This is a genomic window from Campylobacter sp. US50a (genome assembly GCF_004379015.1).
Lineage (GTDB): Bacteria > Campylobacterota > Campylobacteria > Campylobacterales > Campylobacteraceae > Campylobacter_D > Campylobacter_D jejuni.
This window is the reverse complement of record NZ_RYYJ01000011.1, coordinates 22,497-40,618: the sequence shown is the minus strand read 5'-3', so window position 1 is coordinate 40,618 and position 18,122 is coordinate 22,497. Positions and strand designations below refer to the sequence as shown.

The following is an 18,122-nucleotide window of genomic DNA, read 5'->3' as shown; positions in this document are numbered from 1 at the left end:
TAATATAAATTTATAAATAAAAAAACCGATAACAATATAAATTAATTTAAAAAGATTTAAGATGAAAATAGATACTTTGACAAAAAATTTTAGTAATTATCAAACACAAACAAACAAAAACAATAATTTGGTAAGTAATGTTCATAGTGACAATGTGGTTAAAATTCAAATTTCAGATGAAGCAAGAAGTTTAAGTCAAACAAATTCAAAAAATGAAAAAGAATATGAAATCAAAGCAAGTCAAGAAAAAATAGAAAACCACAAAGACCAAAATTCCATCCAAAGTAGCAAAGGTGGCGTAAATCCCGCATTAGAGGCTTTAATAGCAAAATTAGCTGAAATTTTAGCTAAAATTGCAGAACTTACTCAAAAAATGACAAACGCTAACGAACAAATGAAAACGACATTTCAAAAACAAATTGATGTGCTAAAATCTCAAGCAGATGTAATTCAAGCTCAAATTCAAGAACTCCAAAGTCAACAAGCTTGATTATATTTTTTCAAAAGTTTAAGAATGCTATAATGATGCATTTTTAAACTTTTTCAAGGAAAAATATGACTTATCTAGAAATCGAAGGCACAAATCATCTAAGCGGAAATGTTACAATAAGCGGAGCAAAAAATGCTGCCCTACCCTTGATCGTTTCAAGTATACTTGCTAAAAATGAAGTAAAAATCAACAATGTTCCTAATGTTGCTGATATAAAAACTCTTATATCTTTGCTAGAAAATTTAGGAGCTAAGGTTAATTTTCAAAACAATAGTGCTTTTTTAAACACAAACACTCTTAATCAAACCATAGCCAAATATGACATTGTGCGTAAAATGCGTGCTTCCATACTTACTCTAGGGCCTTTACTTGCTCGTTTTGGACATTGTGAAGTATCTTTACCTGGAGGATGCGCTATAGGACAAAGACCTATTGATTTACATCTTTTAGCCTTGGAAAAAATGGGTGCAAATATACAAATTAAACAAGGCTATGTCGTAGCTAGTGGAAATTTAAAAGGCAATGAAATTCTTTTTGATAAAATCACGGTTACAGGTAGTGAAAACATCATCATGGCAGCAGCTTTAGCTAAAGGTAAAACCAAGCTCTTAAATGTTGCAAAAGAACCCGAAGTAGTTCAACTTTGCGAAGTTTTAAAAGACGCAGGACTTGAAATCAAAGGCATAGGTACAGATGAGCTTGAAATTTATGGTAGCGATGGGGAACTTTTAGAATTTAAAGAATTTAGCGTTATACCTGATAGAATTGAAGCAGGAACTTATCTTTGTGCAGGGGCTATTACAAATTCTAAAATTACTTTAGATAAAGTTAACGCCACTCATCTTAGTGCAGTTTTAGCAAAACTTCATCAAATGGGTTTTGAAACTTTGATTGCAGAAGATAGTATCACCCTACTTCCTGCTAAAGAAATTAAACCTGTAGAAATCATGACAAGTGAATATCCAGGCTTTCCAACCGATATGCAAGCGCAGTTTATGGCATTAGCCTTAAAAGCTAATGGAACTAGTATTATCGATGAAAGACTATTTGAAAATCGTTTCATGCATGTAAGTGAACTTTTAAGAATGGGTGCGGATATTAAACTCAATGGTCATATTGCTACTATAGTAGGTGGAAAAGAACTTAACGCTGCTGATGTCATGGCTACAGATTTGCGTGCTTCTTCAGCCCTTATCCTAGCAGCTCTTGCAGCCAAAGGCACAAGCAAAGTCCATAGAATTTATCATCTTGATAGGGGTTATGAAAATTTAGAAGAAAAATTTAAAGGTTTAGGTGTAAAAATCACAAGGCTTGAAGAATGAAAAATATCTTTGAAACCTTAAAAGACTTAGAAGATCAAATTTCATGCTTAGATGAAAGTGAGCTTATTAGCCTTGAAAAAGCAAAAGATAGAATTTTAGCTAAAGATTTATACGCTAGAAAAAATCTACCCAGTTTTGACAATGCTGCTCTTGATGGCTATGCTTTTAATTATGCTGATATCAATGAGGCTTTGGAGATTAAAGGGACTATTTTTGCAGGAGATAAAAATTTTTATACAGTTGCTAAAAATGAATGCTATAAAATCATGACAGGGGCTAAAATGCCCAAAAATGCTGATACTATCTTAATGTTAGAAGATGAGTATATAGAAGAAAATAAACTCATCATTAAAAAAGCCCCTAAACAATACAATGCCTATCGCTATAAAGGCGAAGAATTAAAAAAAGGTGAAATTTTACTTCAAAAAGGCACCAAACTTAATGATAAACATATCGCCCTGCTTGCTTCTCAAGGGCTTTATAAAATAGAAGTCATAAGAAAAATTCGCATAGGTATTTTTTCAAGTGGAAATGAACTTAAAGAACCTTGGCAAGAATGCGATGAAGAAAGTATTTATAATGCCAATGCTTTGCCTTTACTAACCATGCTTCAAAATGCTTCTTATTTAGGTATTATCAAAGATAATTTTAAAAGCACTAAAGAGGCTTTAGAAAATACAAATTTTGATCTTTTAATCACTTCAGGAGGTGCAAGCGTTGGCGAGGCTGATTTTATGGAAAAAGCTTTAGATGAATTAGGCTTTACTCCGCTTTTTAAAGGACTAAAAGCACGCCCTGCAAGGCCTACTAAGCTTTATCAAAAGGGTAAAAATTTCGTATTGATTTTACCAGGAAATCCTATGGCAGCTTATCTTTCTTGTTTTATTTTTGCTAAAAAAATCATTGATTTATTAAGTGGAAACCTAGATAATCCTTTAACATTTTACGCCAAAATGGGTATGGATTTAAAGCTTAAAAGTGGAAGAAATAATCTCATCTTAGGAAATTTAGAAAAAGATATTTTTACACCATTTAATGAAAATAAATTTGGATCTGGTATGATACTTCCACTTATTAAAAGTGAGTTTTTACTTATAAGCGAAGAAAATACAAGTGAATTAAAAAAAGGTGATGAAATCACGCTTTTAAAAATATAATGTTTGTGTTTTTCACAAACATTAGCTTAATTTATCCTCATCATCATGATCATGGATATATTGTTCATCATTTTCCAAGGTGTCAACAAAACGCCCTATCCTTTCCCAGCGAACATTTTTATCTTTATCCCAAGAGAAATATACAAACCAAGGTTTACCTACTATCAACCTATAAGGAACAGAACCCCAAAAACGACTATCATAAGAATAGTCACGATTATCACCCATCATGAAATACTCATTTTCAGGTACATCAAAAACATAAGCATTTCCGCCACTAAAACCTATATGATTTCCAAGTTCTTTAATATAAGTTGGAGACATGGCAAAATCACCTATGCTAAGAAAGCGTAAAATATCACTTTCTATATCTTTTTTTGGATCATAATGAATGCCTTTTTGTTTATAAGGTTCTTTTACATAAATTTGCCCTCCAAGAGTAACAAGATCATTTGGATAATGTTCTTTCATAAAATCATCACCTTCATGCATTCTTACATAAAGTGTTTTATTTGCATAAACTATCCTATCTCCTCCTGTACCTACACAACGCTTTACAAAGTGTTCTTTTTCATTTCTAGGATTTCTAAAAACAACTATATCTCCTCTTTGTGGCCCTTGTGCTTTTATCAAATGTCCATTTTTATTAAAATCTGGCAAAACAGGAATTTCCAACCAAGGAATATGAGGAGTTGGGATACCATAGCTAAATTTTTTAACAAATAAAAAATCCCCTACCAATAAGGTGTTTTTCATAGAACCAGAAGGAATAACAAAAGCTTGTATAAAGAAAAAAATCACCAAAAGAACAATAACTACAGTTCCAGTCCAAGACTGCGAAAATTTATATAATCTCTTTAAAATTTCCATAGATTTTCCCTAATTAAGTCTATTTTTAGCAGATTTAACTGTGTTTTCTAAAAGCATGGCTATAGTCATAGGACCTACTCCACCTGGAACAGGAGTTATATAACTAGATTTTTTAGATACTTCTTCAAAATCTACATCTCCTGCTATCTTTCCACTTTCAAGACGATTGATTCCAACATCAATAACAATCACTCCTTCTTTTACCATATCCGATCGAAGTAAATTCACACAACCTGCTGCTACTATAATCAAATCAGCCTGTCTAGTATAAAAGCTCAAATCTTTGGTTTTGATATGACAAACGCTTACTGTAGCTCCAGCATTTAAAAGCATAGTAGCCATAGGACGACCTACTATATTTGAAGCACCTATAATAACAGCGTCTTTTCCTTCTAAATCAATTTCATAAGCCCGTAAAAGCTTCATAACTCCAAGTGGAGTACAAGGCAAAAACCCAGTTTCTAAGCCTAAATTTAAATATCCTACATTAATAGGATGAAAACCATCAACATCTTTACTGCTTATAATGCTTTCAAGTATTAAATCTTTACAAATATGATCAGGCAAAGGAAGCTGAACCAAAATTCCATGAACACTATCATCGTGATTTAAGGTATTAATCAATGCCAAAAGTTCATTTTGCGTAGTATTTTCATTAAGATGATAAACTAAAGATTTAATTCCACATTCTTCGCAGGCTTTAGCCTTAGATTTTACATAAGTTTGACTTGCAGGATTATCTCCAACCAAGATAACAGCTAAACAGCTTTCAATCCCTTTGCTTTTCAAAAATTGATTTTTTTCTTTTAATTCTTCTTTAATTTTTGCGCTCAAAGCTTTACCATCAAGCAAAGTCATTATTTTCCTTCTATAAATTTAATCACTTTTTTAAAGTAAAAATTGTATCATATTAAAACTTCATTAACAAGGTGAAACTTTGAAAATTGTTTTAATGTTTTTTTTATTTAGTATTAGTCTTTTTGGTGCTGATTTTATCACTCTTAAAGAATACTCTAAAATGCTTTATGAAAATCCAAGGGGTATTAGTTGTAAAGAATGTCATGGAGCAGATGGAAGCGAACAAATTTTAGGATATTATATGAAAAATGGTATTAAAACAGCTTATAAAGTTCCAAGTATACAAAATCTTAGTTTTGAGAATTTTAAAAATTCTCTTAATCAGAGTAAAGACGCAAAATCAATCATGCCAAATTACTCTTTAACAAATGATGAAATTGTAACTTTATATAATTACATCAAGCAATTTAGCAAGGAAGAAAAATGACAAACAAAAAAGCTTTTAAAGAAGCGTGTAAATTCATCGCAGGTGGTGTAAATTCTCCAGTTCGTGCTTTTGCAAATGTTCAAAGTGAGCCAAAATTTATTTCCCATGGAAAAGGTGCTTATATTTTCGATATAGATGGAAATTCTTATATAGACTATGTTCAAAGCTGGGGGCCTTTACTTTTTGGACATTGCGATAAAGATATACAAAAAGCTTGTCAAAAAGCACTTCATAAAGGTTCAAGTTTTGGAGCTCCGACTTTATTAGAAACTGAACTTGCCAAACTTGTTTTATCTGATTTTCCTCATTTAGAAAAAATCCGCTTTGTAAGTAGTGGAACAGAAGCAACCATGAGTGCTATTCGTCTTGCCCGTGGCTTTACTAAAAAAGATAAAATTTTAAAATTTGAAGGATGTTATCACGGGCATTCTGATTCATTATTGGTGAGTGCAGGAAGTGGTGCTGCTACTTTTAACTCTCCTAGCTCCTTGGGTGTTTTAGAAGATGTAGCTAAACACACTTTAGTAGCAAAATATAATGATATAAATAGCGTTAAAGAGCTTTTTGAAAAAAATAAAGATATTGCATGTGTTATCATTGAGCCTATTGCTGGAAATATGGGGTTAGTTCCAGCTAAACAAGATTTTTTAGAAGAACTTGCTAAGATCTGTAAAAACAATCAAACTCTGCTGATTTTTGATGAAGTAATGAGTGGATATAGAGCATCTTACCTTGGTTCCTATGGAATCAATCATATCCAAGCAGATATAATTACTTTTGGCAAAGTAATAGGAGGCGGTCTACCTGCAGCAGCATTTGCTTCTAGAGCTGAAATTATGGATATTTTAAGTCCTTTGGGTGGAGTCTATCAAGCAGGAACTTTAAGTGGAAATCCTTTGGCAATGGCTGCAGGTATAGCAAGTCTTACAAAAGCCAAAAAGAAAACCAAGCTTTATGACAAGCTTGGAAAATTAGCAAAAAAACTTACCCAAGGAATGAAAAAATTAGCAGATGAAAAAGGACTTCCGCTACAAGTTTGTCATGTAGGTTCTATGTTTGGATACTTTTTCACCAAAAATCCTGTATCAAACTACCAAGATGCATTAAAATCTGATCTAGCATTATTTTCAAAATTTCACAAAAATATGCTTGAAAATGGAGTTTATTTAGCGCCTTCTCAATTTGAAACAGGCTTTATATGTTCAAAAATGGATGATAAAATTATAGATACAACATTAGAGGCTGTTAGGGAAAGCTTTAAAAGAATATGAGCAATATTTTAAAAGAAGAAAAAAATCACTTAGAAAATTCCAACAGCAAAAGACAAAAAATCATTCGCAAAACTCTTGAAGCTGCGGATGGTTTAAGTCTTGGTATCTCTATGGTTATTGCTGTATTTATAGGTGTGGGAATAGGATATTTGCTTAAAAAATTTACTCCTTATCCTTGGCTTTTTTGGCTTGGAGTTTTTTGGGGGATCAGTGCTGCTATACTTAATGTTTATAAAGCTTATAAAGTTCAAGTAAAAAGCTATGAAGAATTTAAAGAAAGAGATGAGTTGATCAAAGAAAAAATTCAAAAAGAAAAGAACAAATAATGGAACATAAAAAAGCTCTATTTTATATTTTTGCCATTATTCATTTATTTTTTTGGATCATATTTTCATCGTTAAATTATTTTAAATTAGATACATTTTTAAGCTATGAAATAGCTTTTTTTAGTGTTTTATTGATTATTTTTGCTTCTTATTTAAATTATAAAAAAGTCATTATAAAAAAATCAAAAAATTATGAAAAAGATTTTAATTTCATTTCATCGCTTTTTATCAAAAAAAAACAAAATTTATCAAAAATTATTCATTTTAAAGTTCTAAAAGACGATTTAAAGCCAAATGTTAAAGAGAAAATCCATTTTTTTGCTATGTTTTTTACTCTCTTTAAATTGATGGCTTATGTAATATTGGTTGCTGGATTTTTATTTTTACATCGCCAAGATAAATTAGATATCTTTGCTTATATTTGTGGAATTTCATCCTTGCTAGTTTGTGTGTTTATTTTTATTTTATATATAAAAAAGTATGAGTCCAAAAAAAATTATTAAATCAATGACAGCACTTTTTGCTGGTATGGCATTTTTATTTGCAGGTAATGCCTTGATAGTAAGCTCTATAGGTGTTATATTAAAAGAAAACGGAGAAAGTTCTTTAGCTGTTGGAGTGGTAAGTTCTTGTTTTTTTATAGGCGCTCTTGTTGGAACCATCAGTGCTCATAAAATTATTTCTCGTATAGGTCATATACGCTCTTTTGGGCTATTTGGGGCTATTTTTGGAATTTCAGCTATGCTTCATACAGTAAGCGAAAATCTTATTTTTTGGGCTGTTTTAAGATTTTTCATAGGGATTTGCTACTATGGTCTTTTAATGGTCATAGAATCATGGCTTAATGAAAAAAGCAAAAATGCCATTCGATCTAGAATTTTAGGTTTTTATGAAATTGTTTTTTATCTTGCCTTTGGTATTGGAGTTTTAATCATAGCGTTAAATTTAAGCAAACATAGTGTATTTATTCTCAGTGCAACTTTGATTTTACTTTCATCTTTGCCTTTAAATTTGATTAAAATCAAAGAACCTGTTTTGCCCGCACCAAGTCCTATTTCTATACCTAAAATTTTTGATATAGCCCCTTTGGCTATCGTCACAAGCTTTATAGCTGGAATGCTTATAAATGGCTTTTTTTCTATGGCATCTTTATTTATACTTTTGCAAGGTTTTGATGCAAAAGCGGTTTCTTATTTTGTATTTTGTGGGGTTTTAGGTGGTTTTATTGCACAAACCATCATAGGAACTATTTCAGATAAACTTGGTCGCAAATTTGCCATTATCACTTGTGCAAGCATAGGATTTATCACTATGCTTATATTTATCTTTTTTAAACTTCACTTGTATATGCAATATTTTTTAGGAATTACTCTTGGTGTAGGAATATTTTGTTTATATGCTTTAGCACTTGCTAGAGCAAATGATGTTTTAGTAAGCAAAAATAAAGGCGTAGAGTTAGGTCGTGGTGTTCTTTTTTGCTATTCTTTGGGCTCTTTGTTTGGCCCTTTAATTTTAGGTTTTTTAATGCAATACTTTGAAATCAAAGGTTTTATATGGTTTTATATAGTTTCTTTAGCATTTTTAATTCTTTTTGCTATCAATAAACCAAATATTTTAAATAAAAAATTTAAGAAAAAGCCTGGAAATATGGTGATATTTGATGATTAATACTCAACTAGCAAGTCAAATTGCCAATACGCAAAAAAATGATTTAAAAGTAGATAACTCTACTTCAAAAGATAAAACAAATTTAAAGGACAATCCAAAAGAAGCACTTGCACAAGCTTTAAAGCAAAACTTAGGTTTAAGCAAGGACGCTAGTAGTGAAGAAATACTAGCAAAATTTGTTCAAAATGAAACAGGCGCCAAATTAAAAGAACTTGTTAATAAACTTTTAGATCAAATCAATGCTCAAAAAAATCCCGATTCCCCTGTACTTAAACAAGGAAAAAATTTAAATTTAGCTCCTAATTTTGCTAATGAATTAAAAACTTTAAGCACAGAACTTGCAAAAAGCGATACTTTTACACAAGTTTTAGACAGATTAAATCAAATTTTAAAACCTGCCAGTGAAATAAAAAACAATAACTTAGCTCCTTTGTTTAAAAATTCGGGCGTATTTTTAGAAGCTAAATTAAAAGATGCCCTAAACGAAGAATTACTACCCAAAAGCTTTCACTCTCTTTTAAGTACAATTAAAGGTCTTAGTAGTGAAAAACTAAGCATTCAGATAGCCCAACTTGCAGATGCAAATTTAAGCCCAAAAGACACTCTAAAAGAATTAAAAAATATTATCAATTCTAACAAAAATGAAAATAAGCAAATTTTAAATCAAAGTTCTTTTAAAGCACTTTTAAATTTAAGTTCTAAATTGGAAAATTTTAAAAATTATATAAGTAAAAATCCCAGTCATGCTCAAGAAAAAATCACCCCTATAGCTAATAAAATTTTAAAAGAATTAAATTCCATCAAAAATGATTTTTTCAAAGCTCTTAATAAGCCAGAAAATTTAATGATAAAAGATCCAAACATCCTTAAGCAAACTGCTACCGCCTTTGAAAAACTTGAAAATACTTTAAAAAATATACTAGGCAATCAAGCTTCTAAAATACAAGATAAAGAAAATATTTTAGAAAATCTTTTAAGTAACAAAGAAAATATGAAAGAAGAAAAACTTAATCATAACACAAAAAACCAAGATGAAGAAAAACATATAAAAGCATCAAAAGAAGAAACTCTCACAGATGATACTAAAACCGATATTAAACAAGATTCAAAAAACGAAGAAAATTCACATGTAAAAGAAACTGATATAAAAGAAGATGAAAATTTAGATTCTGATATAAAAACTCACGAAGAAGATACTCAAGATACAAAAAATGATATTCAAAATAATGAAACAGAAAATAAGCCAGATAATGATATAAAAAATTCTACTCCAAACCAAGAAAAAATCAAAGATGAAAAACAAGAAAAATCAAAAGAAAATATCAAAGAAAATCCAAAATTTTATGAAACAAAAACAGAAAATAAAACTTCAATCAATACAAATACCAACACTTCAAATCCTAACACAAACAATACGCAAAATTTAAATAATTCTCAAAATATTCAATCTAACAATAACCAAACTATGCAAAATATTTTTAAAAATCAGGAATTTATAAAACAAAATATTATAAAAAATTTAGCATTTAATGTGGAAAATTTAGATCTAGAACAAGTGCAAGATTTAAGTAAAAATTTAAGCAATCTTTCTCGTAGACTTAATGAAAGTTTAAAAGAACTTGAACCTTATACTCAAAATGCCAAACTTAATCAAGCAGAACTTAAAAATCTCGAACACAAACTCAATCTTTCTACCAAAGATCTAGCGCAAATTAAACCAAAAACAGAACAAGATATAGCTGAATCTTTACATCATGATGTAAAATCAACACTTTTACAAATTTCAAATTTAGCTAAAAATGAAGGCAATGAAGCTATATATAATCAAGCTAATCGTCTTTTAGCGCAAATTGAAATCAATCAGCTTATGTCTTTAGCTAATGATTCTATCAATACTTATCTGCCTTTTTCTTGGGATGATTTAAATGATTCTAAAATTATGTTTAGACGCGGAAAAAAGGATAAATTTTTTGCTCAGATTAAACTCGAATTTGCAAAACTTGGGGATTTGGAAATTCTTATTTCTTTAAATAATGAAAAATATATAGATATTAATATTATGGCAGAAAATATTGAATTTAGAAAAACCATCTATGAAAATGCCCATGAGCTTAAAAGAAATATCAATAAAGCAGGACTTTTAAGTGCAAATTTCTTTGTAGGTGATATCATAAGAAGTAAATTTGATACTAGAAATATGAAAAATTTAGATCTTGAAATGGGTATGGATAAAAAAGTATGAGCAAAATCAAAAGATCGATTAAAAAAGCTGTAGCTCTAGGCTATCAAAAAGAAAAAAACTCTGCCCCAAAAGTGCTTGCAAGTGGCAAAGGTGAAAGTGCTGCTAAAATTATTTCTTTAGCCAAGGAACACGGAGTTCCCATTAAAGAAGATGAAGATTTAATAGAAATTTTAAGCAAGCTTGACTTAGGTGATGAAATTCCACCTAATATGTATAAAGCTGTGGCTGAAGTTTTTGCCTTTATCTATCAAATGGCAAATAAAACTCCTAAAAACTAATCCGCTATTTTTTCTCCAAATTTAATACCCTGCCCTATCTTTAAATTAAAATTTAAAAGTCCTTTTTGAGAGATTAAAACTATAGTAGAACCCAGTTCAAAATTTCCTAGTTCTTCGCCTTTTTTGAAATTTAAATTTTCATATTTTCTAGTAAAATTATGAGAAATTTTAGCATTGGTTTGTATGCTTATATCAAAATTAAAACGCATTTTTCCTACATTTTGCGCTCCTACAAAAACAAGCCAAAAAATACCTTTTTCATTTTGACATTTTAAACTCACTCTTTCATTTTTTACATACAAATTACTAATGCGTTCTAAATGCTTTTCATTTACACTATAAAGGGCGCCACTTGTGTAAGTTGCACTCAAAATTTGCATATCACAAGGGCTGTGATAACGATGATAATCTTTTGGAGAAAGATAGATATTGACATAATCAAGCCCATTTTTAAGCTCATCTTTTTCAAAGCTATCTTTTAAAAGCTCCTCAACGCTATAAGTATGCCCTTTTATAGAAAAAGCAAAATGTTCTTCATTTGCCAAAAAAGTACTTCCACACTCTAAAATTTTACCATCACTTGGACTGATAAAACCTTCTTCAAGTTTCCTTGGAATGTGAAAAGTTCTTGTAAAAAGAGCATTTAAACTCTCGTATTCACAAGGAGCTTTAAATTCACTCATATCGATATTAAAATACTTAACATAATTTTCATTAATAACTTTTTGTATCATTTTGGGAAATTTAATCCCCGCTACAAAACCAAAAAGCCTCGAACTTTCTTTTGAAAAACTCATTTTTTTCCTTTTAAATTTAAAATCACTATTTCACTTGGAGCAAAAACTCTAAGACTTGGCCCCCAAAATCCTGCTCCACTACTCACATAAAGCTTAGTTTTTTCTCCTAAATCATAAAGCCCATGAACAAAACCTTGCTGAAGTTTAACTAAAAACATAAAAGGGAAAATTTGCCCTCCATGCGTATGCCCACTTAAAACAAGGTCAAAATCACTTAAATCATAAAGCAAAGCTGTTTTGGGTTGATGTGTGAGTAAAATACTAGCTTTACTTGTATTTAAATCCACTTTTATTCTTGCTAAATCAGGAGCATATAAACCCTTATCAAGTCCGGCTAAATCTCCAAGTCCAGCAATATTTATAAAACCTAAATCTAAATTTTGATTGACTAAAATTTTCATATTAGTATGTTTTCTAAGTAAATCCAAAACTTTATTGATACCATGATAATACTCATGATTTCCCAAGGCATAAAAAGTTCCATAAGTGGAATTAAAATCATTAAGTTTTGAGATGTAATTTTTTAAATCTTTAGGATTAGTATCAATCAGATCTCCTACTATTACAACCATATCAGGACTTTGCAAATTCACTTTAGTGATGAGCTTATCTAAAAAATTTTCATGCAAATTTTTACCCAAATGTATATCAGTAAGCATGACAATTTTTAAATCTTGTTTAAGATTTGGTATTTCAACATCAACACTCTTTACTTCAGGTGTTTTTAGAGCATTATTTATACTTATATAAATTAAAAACACACTTAAAACTATAAGAGAAAGCTCAAAAATCAAACGCAAAATAAGATTATATTTTTTATCTCTTTTACCCATAAGAGCTAAAATCAATTTAATAAAATCCCAAGCTAAAGTCATAAAAAACAAACAATAAGTCGGCGCATAAAGCATGGCTAAAATTTCATACCAAGTATCACTTAAATATTCATCTCTACGAAATATTAAAAACACAGCTTGGGCTAAAAAAAGCACAATAAAAATAAAGGCAAAAATTTTATAAAAATACTTGAAAAGAGTAATTTTCTTGATTAATCTTTTATAAATATAAACATTTGCTAAGCCAAAAATCAATAATACAATGAAAGAAAAAATTAAAAATATCATAAAAGTATTATAACCAAGTAAAATTAAATATCCGTATAAATTTTTCTGTTATAATAAACTTTTAAATAATTTTAAAGGCTATAAAATGTACCGTTTTGCACCTTCTCCCACAGGTGATATGCACATAGGAAATTTACGCGCAGCAATTTTTAACTATATCTGTGCAAGACAAAAAAATATGGATTTTATCTTACGTATTGAAGATACTGATAAGGCTAGAAATATAGCAGGAAAAGAAGAAGAAATCAAAGAAATTTTAAATCTTTTTGGTATTTCATGGCAGCATTACTATATACAAAGTGAAAATTTAAAATTCCATCGCCAAATGGCTTTAAAACTTGTAAGTGAAAAAAAAGCTTTTGCTTGTTTTTGTACTGAAGAAGAACTTGAAGCAAAAAAAGAGCTGGCTAAAAAACAAGGTAAAGCTTATCGCTACGATGGCACTTGTGAAAAACTAGCCGATATCGATGTTTTAGAATGTGAAAAACCCTTTGTTATCCGTCTTAAAAAACCTACTCACACTATGAAATTTACAGATTTTATCAAAGGTGAATTAAGTTTTGAACCTGAAAACATAGACTCTTTTGTGATTATGAGAACGGATAAAACTCCAACTTATAATTTTGCTTGTGCGGTTGATGATATGCTTGAAAATGTTACTTGTATTGTACGCGGAGAAGATCATGTTTCAAACACTCCAAAACAAGAACATATCCGCGCAAGTTTAGACTATAATAAAGCCATAACTTATGCGCACTTGCCTATCATTTTAAACGAAGAAGGTGTTAAAATGAGCAAAAGAGAAGCACATTCTTCTGTAAAATGGCTACTTGAAAGTGGAATTTTACCTAGTGCAATCGCAAATTATCTGATCATGCTAGGCAATAAAACTCCTTGTGAAATTTTTACCTTAGAAGAGGCTATAAAATGGTTTGATATTTCTAAAGTTTCAAAAGCTCCAGCAAGATTTGATCTTAAAAAACTTTTGCAAATCAATCGCGAACATATCAAAATGATAAAAGATGATGAGCTTAATAAAATTTTAGATTTAAACAAAGATCTTGCACAACTTGCTAAATTTTACACTCAAGAAGCAAGCACCATAAAAGAACTTAAAGAAAAAATGCAGGCTATTTTTAGCACAAAAGACTTTGGCGAGTTTGAAACAGAATGTAAAATTTTAAAAGAACTCTTAAAAGATATTGAACTTTTTGAAAATTATGAAGATTTTAAAAATGAACTTTTAAGCAAAAGCAACTTAAAAGGTAAAAAATTTTTCATGCCTTTAAGAATAATTTTAACAGGAAGTATCCACGGACCTGAACTTAGCGATCTTTATCCTTATATTAAAAATTTTATTCACGAATTAGCAAGGATTTAACTATGGTTATAGACTCTTTTATTATTTCTATTTTTCAAGTACTACAAATTGTCATTAACATTTATACTTGGATTATTATCATCACAGCACTTTTAAGCTGGGTAAACCCTGATCCTTATAATCCCATAGTGCAAATTTTATATAAATTAAGCTATCCTGCTTACGCCTTAGTTAGAAAAATTCCAACACGCATTGGCAATATTGATCTTGCACCTTTGATTATAGTCTTAGCATTGCAGTTTCTTGGCATTTTTCTTGGGAATATCTTAAGGAGTATATTGTGATAAAAAAAATACTCGTTTTTTTATTTATTTTTTCAAGTTTAAATGCTACACAATATAGCATAGAAAAACTCAAAAAAGAAGAAAATTCACTTGCTAAGGATTATTATATTTATAGGCTTTTAGAAAAAAATAAAATCAGTAAAAAAGATGCACAGGATTTAAATTCTCATATTTTTCGCTATATAGGAAAAATTAAATCCGAACTTGAAAAAATCATCCCTTTAAAGCCTTATATCAACCCAAAATATGCTAAATGCTATACCTATACAGCAAATACTATCTTAGATGCAAATTTAACTTGTCAAAGCGTGCGCTTAAATTCATTAGTTTTTATAGCGAGTTTAAATTCCAAAGACCGAACTACTTTAGCTCAAACCTTTAAAAATCAAAGACCTGATTTGACAAATTTATTGCTAGCTTTTAATACTTCTGATCCTATGAGCTATATGGTACAAAAAGAAGATATTAATGGCTTTTTTAAACTTTATAATTATTCTAAAAAATACGACTTAGATTTAAATACAAGTTTAGTCAATAAACTACCATACCACATTGGTTTTAAAGATTTTGCACAAAATATTATTATTAAAAAAGAAAATCCAAAATTTAGACATTCTATGCTAGAAATAAATCCTGAAAATGTAAGTGAAGATTCTGCTTTCTATTTAGGAGTCAATGCCTTAACCTATGATAAAACAGAACTTGCTTATGACTTTTTTAAAAAGGCGGCTCAAAGTTTTAAATCGCAAAGTAACAAAGACAATGCTATATTTTGGATGTGGTTGATTAAAAACAATGAAGAAGATTTAAAAACTTTATCGCAAAGTTCTTCTTTAAATATTTATAGTCTTTACGCAAAAGAACTTACTAACACACCTTTTCCAAAGATAGAAAGCCTCAATCCAAGCAAGAAAAAAAATAATTTTAATATGCAAGATCCTTTTGCTTGGCAAAAAATAAACAAACAAATTCGCGATGCTAACGCAAGTCAACTAGATGTCTTGGCAAAAGAATTTGACACACAAGAAACCTTGCCTATTTATGCTTACATATTAGAACGCAAAAATAATTTTAAAAAACATTATTTTATAATGCCTTATTATGACAATATAAAAGACTATAATAAAACAAGACAAGCTTTAATTTTGGCTATTGCCAGACAAGAAAGTCGTTTTATTCCAACTGCTATTTCAGTTTCTTATGCTTTAGGCATGATGCAATTTATGCCATTTTTAGCCAATCACATAGGGGAAAAAGAATTAAAAATTCCAAATTTCGATCAAGATTTTATGTTTAAACCTGAAATAGCATATTACTTTGGAAATTATCATCTAAATTACCTTGAATCACGTTTAAAATCTCCACTTTTTGTCGCTTATGCTTATAATGGTGGTATAGGATTTACTAACCGTATGCTTGCAAGAAATGATATGTTTAAGACGGGCAAATTTGAACCTTTCTTGTCTATGGAGCTAGTTCCTTATCAAGAAAGCCGAATTTACGGAAAAAAAGTTCTAGCTAATTATATTGTGTATCGACATCTTCTGAACGATAGTATAAAGATTTCGGATATTTTTGAAAATTTAATTCAAAACAAGGCAAATGATCTAAACAAATCTTAGCTACAAGCCTAGTCTCTTCCTTGACACTAGGAAGAGATACTTTAAAATAATCAGTATAGTTATTTTGTATTATATATTTTAAATATTCATCATCCAGTTTTTCAATATTGGCTTTTTTATTATTGATAAAAACTTCTAAATTTTGAATTTTTAATGTATTTGGAGTAAAAGACAAGGCCAATACATCATCTTTACTTATCTTGTCTAGAATTGGGTTTAAATAAGACATGGTTACAATGGCATTAATCTTATCTTGTGTGATTTTGTATTTTTGAGTAAACATTAAAGTTTGAGATTTTAAATTTGTATCCACAATCGCCTGATCTTTTAAAGAACAAGCTCCAAGCAAAAAAGCACCTAAAATTACACTATAAATTTTCATTCTTTTTCCATATTTTTTAGTATTATTGTAGCCTTTTAACCCTATTTTTTGGTTTAAAAAGATATAATTTTACAAAAAAAATTAAGAGTATATTTTATGAAACAACTTATCATAGCTTTTAGCGGGCCTTCAAATTCAGGTAAAACTACACTTATTACCAAAATAGCTGATAGTTTTTTACAACAAAATTTAAAAGTTTTAATCATTAAACACGATCCTGCCGATAAAGCTCAATTTGATTTTAACGGTAAAGATAGTTTTAAATTTTTTCAAAGTGGAGCTGAAGTCATGGTTTTAAGCCCTACAAGAACAACTTTTTTTTCTCATAAAAATAGAGATATTTTAAAAGCTTTAAAATTAAGCCCTGATTTTGACATTTGTTTGGTTGAAGGATTGAAAACTCTTGATTTACCACGCATTAGCGTATTTTGCAAAGAAATTGATGAAAGTTATTTTACTTTTTCAAACGCCATTGCAAGCTATGAAAAAATTTCTCACCCTTATCTTACTTGGCTTGATTTAAACGATATACAAGCTATTTGTCGATACATACTTAAAAATGCTAAAAATTTACAAGGAGAATTATAAAATGCAAGAAGTGATTTCTTATATACAAAAAGCTGTTTTAGAAATTTCTAACGCTTTAAAATTTCCCGATACAAGCTACAGTCAAAATCAAAATTTTACAGGCGATACCCAACTTAAATTTGATGTTTTAAGCGATGAAATCATCACAAAAACCCTAAGTCAATGTTCAAGCATTAAAGCCATTATAAGTGAAGAAAAAGACGAAATTTTAATGCTTAACGAGAGGGCAAATTTTATCGTAGCTTATGATCCTTTAGATGGTTCTAGCTTAATGGATGTTAATTTTGCCATAGGTTCTATTTTTGCCATCTATGAAGAAAAAGCAAGTGCTAAAAATTTAAGAGCTGCACTTTATAGTATGTATGGAGCGCGCTTAGAACTTGTGATTTGCAAAGATCAGCCAAAACTTTATCGCTTAAATGCAAATAATGAATTTATTTTTATAAAAGATCTTAAAATGAATGAAAAAGGCAAAATTAATGCTACAGGCGGAACGCAAAAATTTTGGGAAGAAAAACACGCTAATTTTATCAAAAGTCTTTTTGATGAAGGATACCGCTTAAGATATTCTGGAGCCATGGTAAGCGATATCAATCAAATTTTATTAAAAGGGGGTGGGATTTTTAGTTATCCTGCAACACAAGATGCGCCTAATGGCAAACTTCGTGCTTTTTTTGAAGTCTTTCCTTTAGCCTTTATTATAGAAAAAGCAGGCGGAAAAACCACAAATGGAAAAAATCACTCCTTACTTGAACTTGAATTTGATAAAATCCATGCTACAACTCCTTGTTTTTTTGGCTCAGAATATGAAATTTCAAAACTTTTAAAGGCTTACAATGAATGAAACTAGAGATGAATTTGAGCAAGATATGGATAAAAAGAAAGAAATTTTACTTTCATGTCAAAACTCAAAAAACCTAAACTCTTGTTATAATTGCAATGAAATTTTTAACTGCCAAACTAGAAAAAATTATGTTGATGCAGTCTATAATAGTATGTCTAAGGGTAAAACCGAAGGCGGATTTGACTTTTAAAGGA

21 protein-coding genes are annotated in these 18,122 nt (G+C 29.7%); 16 read left to right on the top strand and 5 right to left on the bottom strand.

Annotated elements, in window-relative coordinates; translation table 11 throughout:
- Window positions 1-61 precede the first annotated feature (61 nt).
- The 3 genes from fspA2 (at window position 62) to ELQ11_RS07835 (ending at window position 2,969) form a co-directional block, all read left to right on the top strand.
- The gene (gene fspA2, locus ELQ11_RS07845) at window positions 62-490 is read left to right on the top strand and encodes a flagellum-secreted nonflagellar protein FspA2 (RefSeq protein ID WP_044779250.1); all 429 of its coding nucleotides are present in this window, start codon (window positions 62-64) and stop codon (window positions 488-490) included.
- A 65-nt stretch (window positions 491-555) separates the two neighbouring features.
- On the top strand, window positions 556-1,812 hold the full coding sequence (murA, locus tag ELQ11_RS07840) for a UDP-N-acetylglucosamine 1-carboxyvinyltransferase (RefSeq protein WP_052950050.1): 1,257 nt from the start codon (window positions 556-558) through the stop codon (window positions 1,810-1,812).
- A complete protein-coding gene (locus ELQ11_RS07835) occupies window positions 1,809-2,969 on the top strand; it encodes a molybdopterin molybdotransferase MoeA (protein ID WP_070252950.1) in 1,161 nt (386 codons plus the stop codon). The genes murA and ELQ11_RS07835 overlap by 4 nt, the downstream gene beginning before the upstream one ends.
- 21 nt (window positions 2,970-2,990) lie before the next feature.
- Here ELQ11_RS07835 and lepB read toward each other — a convergent pair whose 3' ends face one another.
- Window positions 2,991-3,839, bottom strand: coding sequence for a signal peptidase I (gene lepB / locus ELQ11_RS07830; RefSeq protein WP_070242820.1), 849 nt, complete (start codon window positions 3,837-3,839; stop codon window positions 2,991-2,993).
- Window positions 3,840-3,848: 9 nt separating this feature from the next.
- Complete coding sequence (gene folD / locus ELQ11_RS07825; protein WP_052858680.1) at window positions 3,849-4,697, bottom strand: bifunctional methylenetetrahydrofolate dehydrogenase/methenyltetrahydrofolate cyclohydrolase FolD; 849 nt, start codon at window positions 4,695-4,697, stop codon at window positions 3,849-3,851.
- A 79-nt stretch (window positions 4,698-4,776) separates the two neighbouring features.
- Here folD and ELQ11_RS07820 point away from each other — a divergent pair, with 79 nt between their 5' ends.
- From ELQ11_RS07820 to ELQ11_RS07790, 7 genes are read left to right on the top strand one after another with little or no spacing between them, the layout of a single operon-like run.
- Window positions 4,777-5,124 carry a c-type cytochrome gene (locus tag ELQ11_RS07820; protein WP_002852485.1) on the top strand — a complete coding sequence of 116 codons (348 nt, stop codon included), beginning with the start codon at window positions 4,777-4,779 and terminating at the stop codon, window positions 5,122-5,124.
- Window positions 5,121-6,395 carry a glutamate-1-semialdehyde 2,1-aminomutase gene (gene hemL / locus ELQ11_RS07815; protein ID WP_126234965.1) on the top strand — a complete coding sequence of 425 codons (1,275 nt, stop codon included), beginning with the start codon at window positions 5,121-5,123 and terminating at the stop codon, window positions 6,393-6,395. The genes ELQ11_RS07820 and hemL overlap by 4 nt, the downstream gene beginning before the upstream one ends.
- Window positions 6,392-6,721 carry an AtpZ/AtpI family protein gene (locus tag ELQ11_RS07810; protein WP_044780763.1) on the top strand — a complete coding sequence of 110 codons (330 nt, stop codon included), beginning with the start codon at window positions 6,392-6,394 and terminating at the stop codon, window positions 6,719-6,721. The genes hemL and ELQ11_RS07810 overlap by 4 nt, the downstream gene beginning before the upstream one ends.
- The gene (locus tag ELQ11_RS07805; protein WP_070293593.1) at window positions 6,721-7,224 is read left to right on the top strand and encodes a hypothetical protein; all 504 of its coding nucleotides are present in this window, start codon (window positions 6,721-6,723) and stop codon (window positions 7,222-7,224) included. The genes ELQ11_RS07810 and ELQ11_RS07805 overlap by 1 nt, the downstream gene beginning before the upstream one ends.
- Window positions 7,202-8,389, top strand: a complete 1,188-nt coding sequence (locus ELQ11_RS07800) for an MFS transporter (protein WP_070293592.1) — start codon at window positions 7,202-7,204, stop codon at window positions 8,387-8,389. Before ELQ11_RS07805 ends, ELQ11_RS07800 begins: the two co-directional genes overlap by 23 nt.
- Window positions 8,382-10,631, top strand: a complete 2,250-nt coding sequence (locus ELQ11_RS07795) for a flagellar hook-length control protein FliK (RefSeq protein ID WP_134225233.1) — start codon at window positions 8,382-8,384, stop codon at window positions 10,629-10,631. Before ELQ11_RS07800 ends, ELQ11_RS07795 begins: the two co-directional genes overlap by 8 nt.
- A complete protein-coding gene (locus tag ELQ11_RS07790) occupies window positions 10,628-10,909 on the top strand; it encodes a FlhB-like flagellar biosynthesis protein (protein WP_002852641.1) in 282 nt (93 codons plus the stop codon). The genes ELQ11_RS07795 and ELQ11_RS07790 overlap by 4 nt, the downstream gene beginning before the upstream one ends.
- Here ELQ11_RS07790 and ELQ11_RS07785 read toward each other — a convergent pair.
- Together ELQ11_RS07785 and ELQ11_RS07780 are read right to left on the bottom strand one after the other, a co-directional pair.
- Window positions 10,906-11,706, bottom strand: coding sequence for a phosphatidylserine decarboxylase (locus tag ELQ11_RS07785; protein ID WP_134225232.1), 801 nt, complete (start codon window positions 11,704-11,706; stop codon window positions 10,906-10,908). The genes ELQ11_RS07790 and ELQ11_RS07785 overlap by 4 nt on opposite strands.
- A complete protein-coding gene (locus ELQ11_RS07780) occupies window positions 11,703-12,827 on the bottom strand; it encodes a metallophosphoesterase (protein WP_070233334.1) in 1,125 nt (374 codons plus the stop codon). Before ELQ11_RS07780 ends, ELQ11_RS07785 begins: the two co-directional genes overlap by 4 nt.
- An 85-nt stretch (window positions 12,828-12,912) precedes the next feature.
- Here ELQ11_RS07780 and gltX point away from each other — a divergent pair, with 85 nt between their 5' ends.
- Genes gltX through ELQ11_RS07765 form a run of 3 tightly spaced genes read left to right on the top strand, consistent with a single transcriptional unit; the run spans window position 12,913 to window position 16,114 of the window.
- Window positions 12,913-14,208: a glutamate--tRNA ligase gene (gene gltX, locus ELQ11_RS07775; protein WP_126222663.1), complete on the top strand. Its 1,296-nt coding sequence runs from the start codon at window positions 12,913-12,915 to the stop codon at window positions 14,206-14,208.
- A 2-nt stretch (window positions 14,209-14,210) separates the two neighbouring features.
- Window positions 14,211-14,492 carry a YggT family protein gene (locus ELQ11_RS07770; RefSeq protein WP_002852501.1) on the top strand — a complete coding sequence of 94 codons (282 nt, stop codon included), beginning with the start codon at window positions 14,211-14,213 and terminating at the stop codon, window positions 14,490-14,492.
- On the top strand, window positions 14,489-16,114 hold the full coding sequence (locus ELQ11_RS07765) for a lytic transglycosylase domain-containing protein (protein ID WP_072223938.1): 1,626 nt from the start codon (window positions 14,489-14,491) through the stop codon (window positions 16,112-16,114). Before ELQ11_RS07770 ends, ELQ11_RS07765 begins: the two co-directional genes overlap by 4 nt.
- Here ELQ11_RS07765 and ELQ11_RS07760 read toward each other — a convergent pair.
- Window positions 16,011-16,496 (bottom strand): hypothetical protein, encoded by a 486-nt coding sequence (locus tag ELQ11_RS07760; RefSeq protein WP_002861482.1) that lies wholly within the window; start codon window positions 16,494-16,496, stop codon window positions 16,011-16,013. The two genes, ELQ11_RS07765 and ELQ11_RS07760, sit on opposite strands and share 104 nt — an antisense overlap.
- 96 nt (window positions 16,497-16,592) lie before the next feature.
- On the opposite strand from ELQ11_RS07760, the gene mobB reads away from it, so the two are divergent.
- The 3 genes from mobB to ELQ11_RS07745 are packed head-to-tail and all read left to right on the top strand — an operon-like array spanning window position 16,593 to window position 18,118.
- Window positions 16,593-17,084: a molybdopterin-guanine dinucleotide biosynthesis protein B gene (mobB, locus tag ELQ11_RS07755; RefSeq protein ID WP_052950028.1), complete on the top strand. Its 492-nt coding sequence runs from the start codon at window positions 16,593-16,595 to the stop codon at window positions 17,082-17,084.
- Window position 17,085: 1 nt separating this feature from the next.
- A complete protein-coding gene (locus tag ELQ11_RS07750) occupies window positions 17,086-17,928 on the top strand; it encodes a class 1 fructose-bisphosphatase (protein ID WP_070242811.1) in 843 nt (280 codons plus the stop codon).
- On the top strand, window positions 17,921-18,118 hold the full coding sequence (locus tag ELQ11_RS07745) for a hypothetical protein (protein ID WP_002861479.1): 198 nt from the start codon (window positions 17,921-17,923) through the stop codon (window positions 18,116-18,118). The genes ELQ11_RS07750 and ELQ11_RS07745 overlap by 8 nt, the downstream gene beginning before the upstream one ends.
- The last annotated feature ends 4 nt before the right edge of the window (window positions 18,119-18,122 follow it).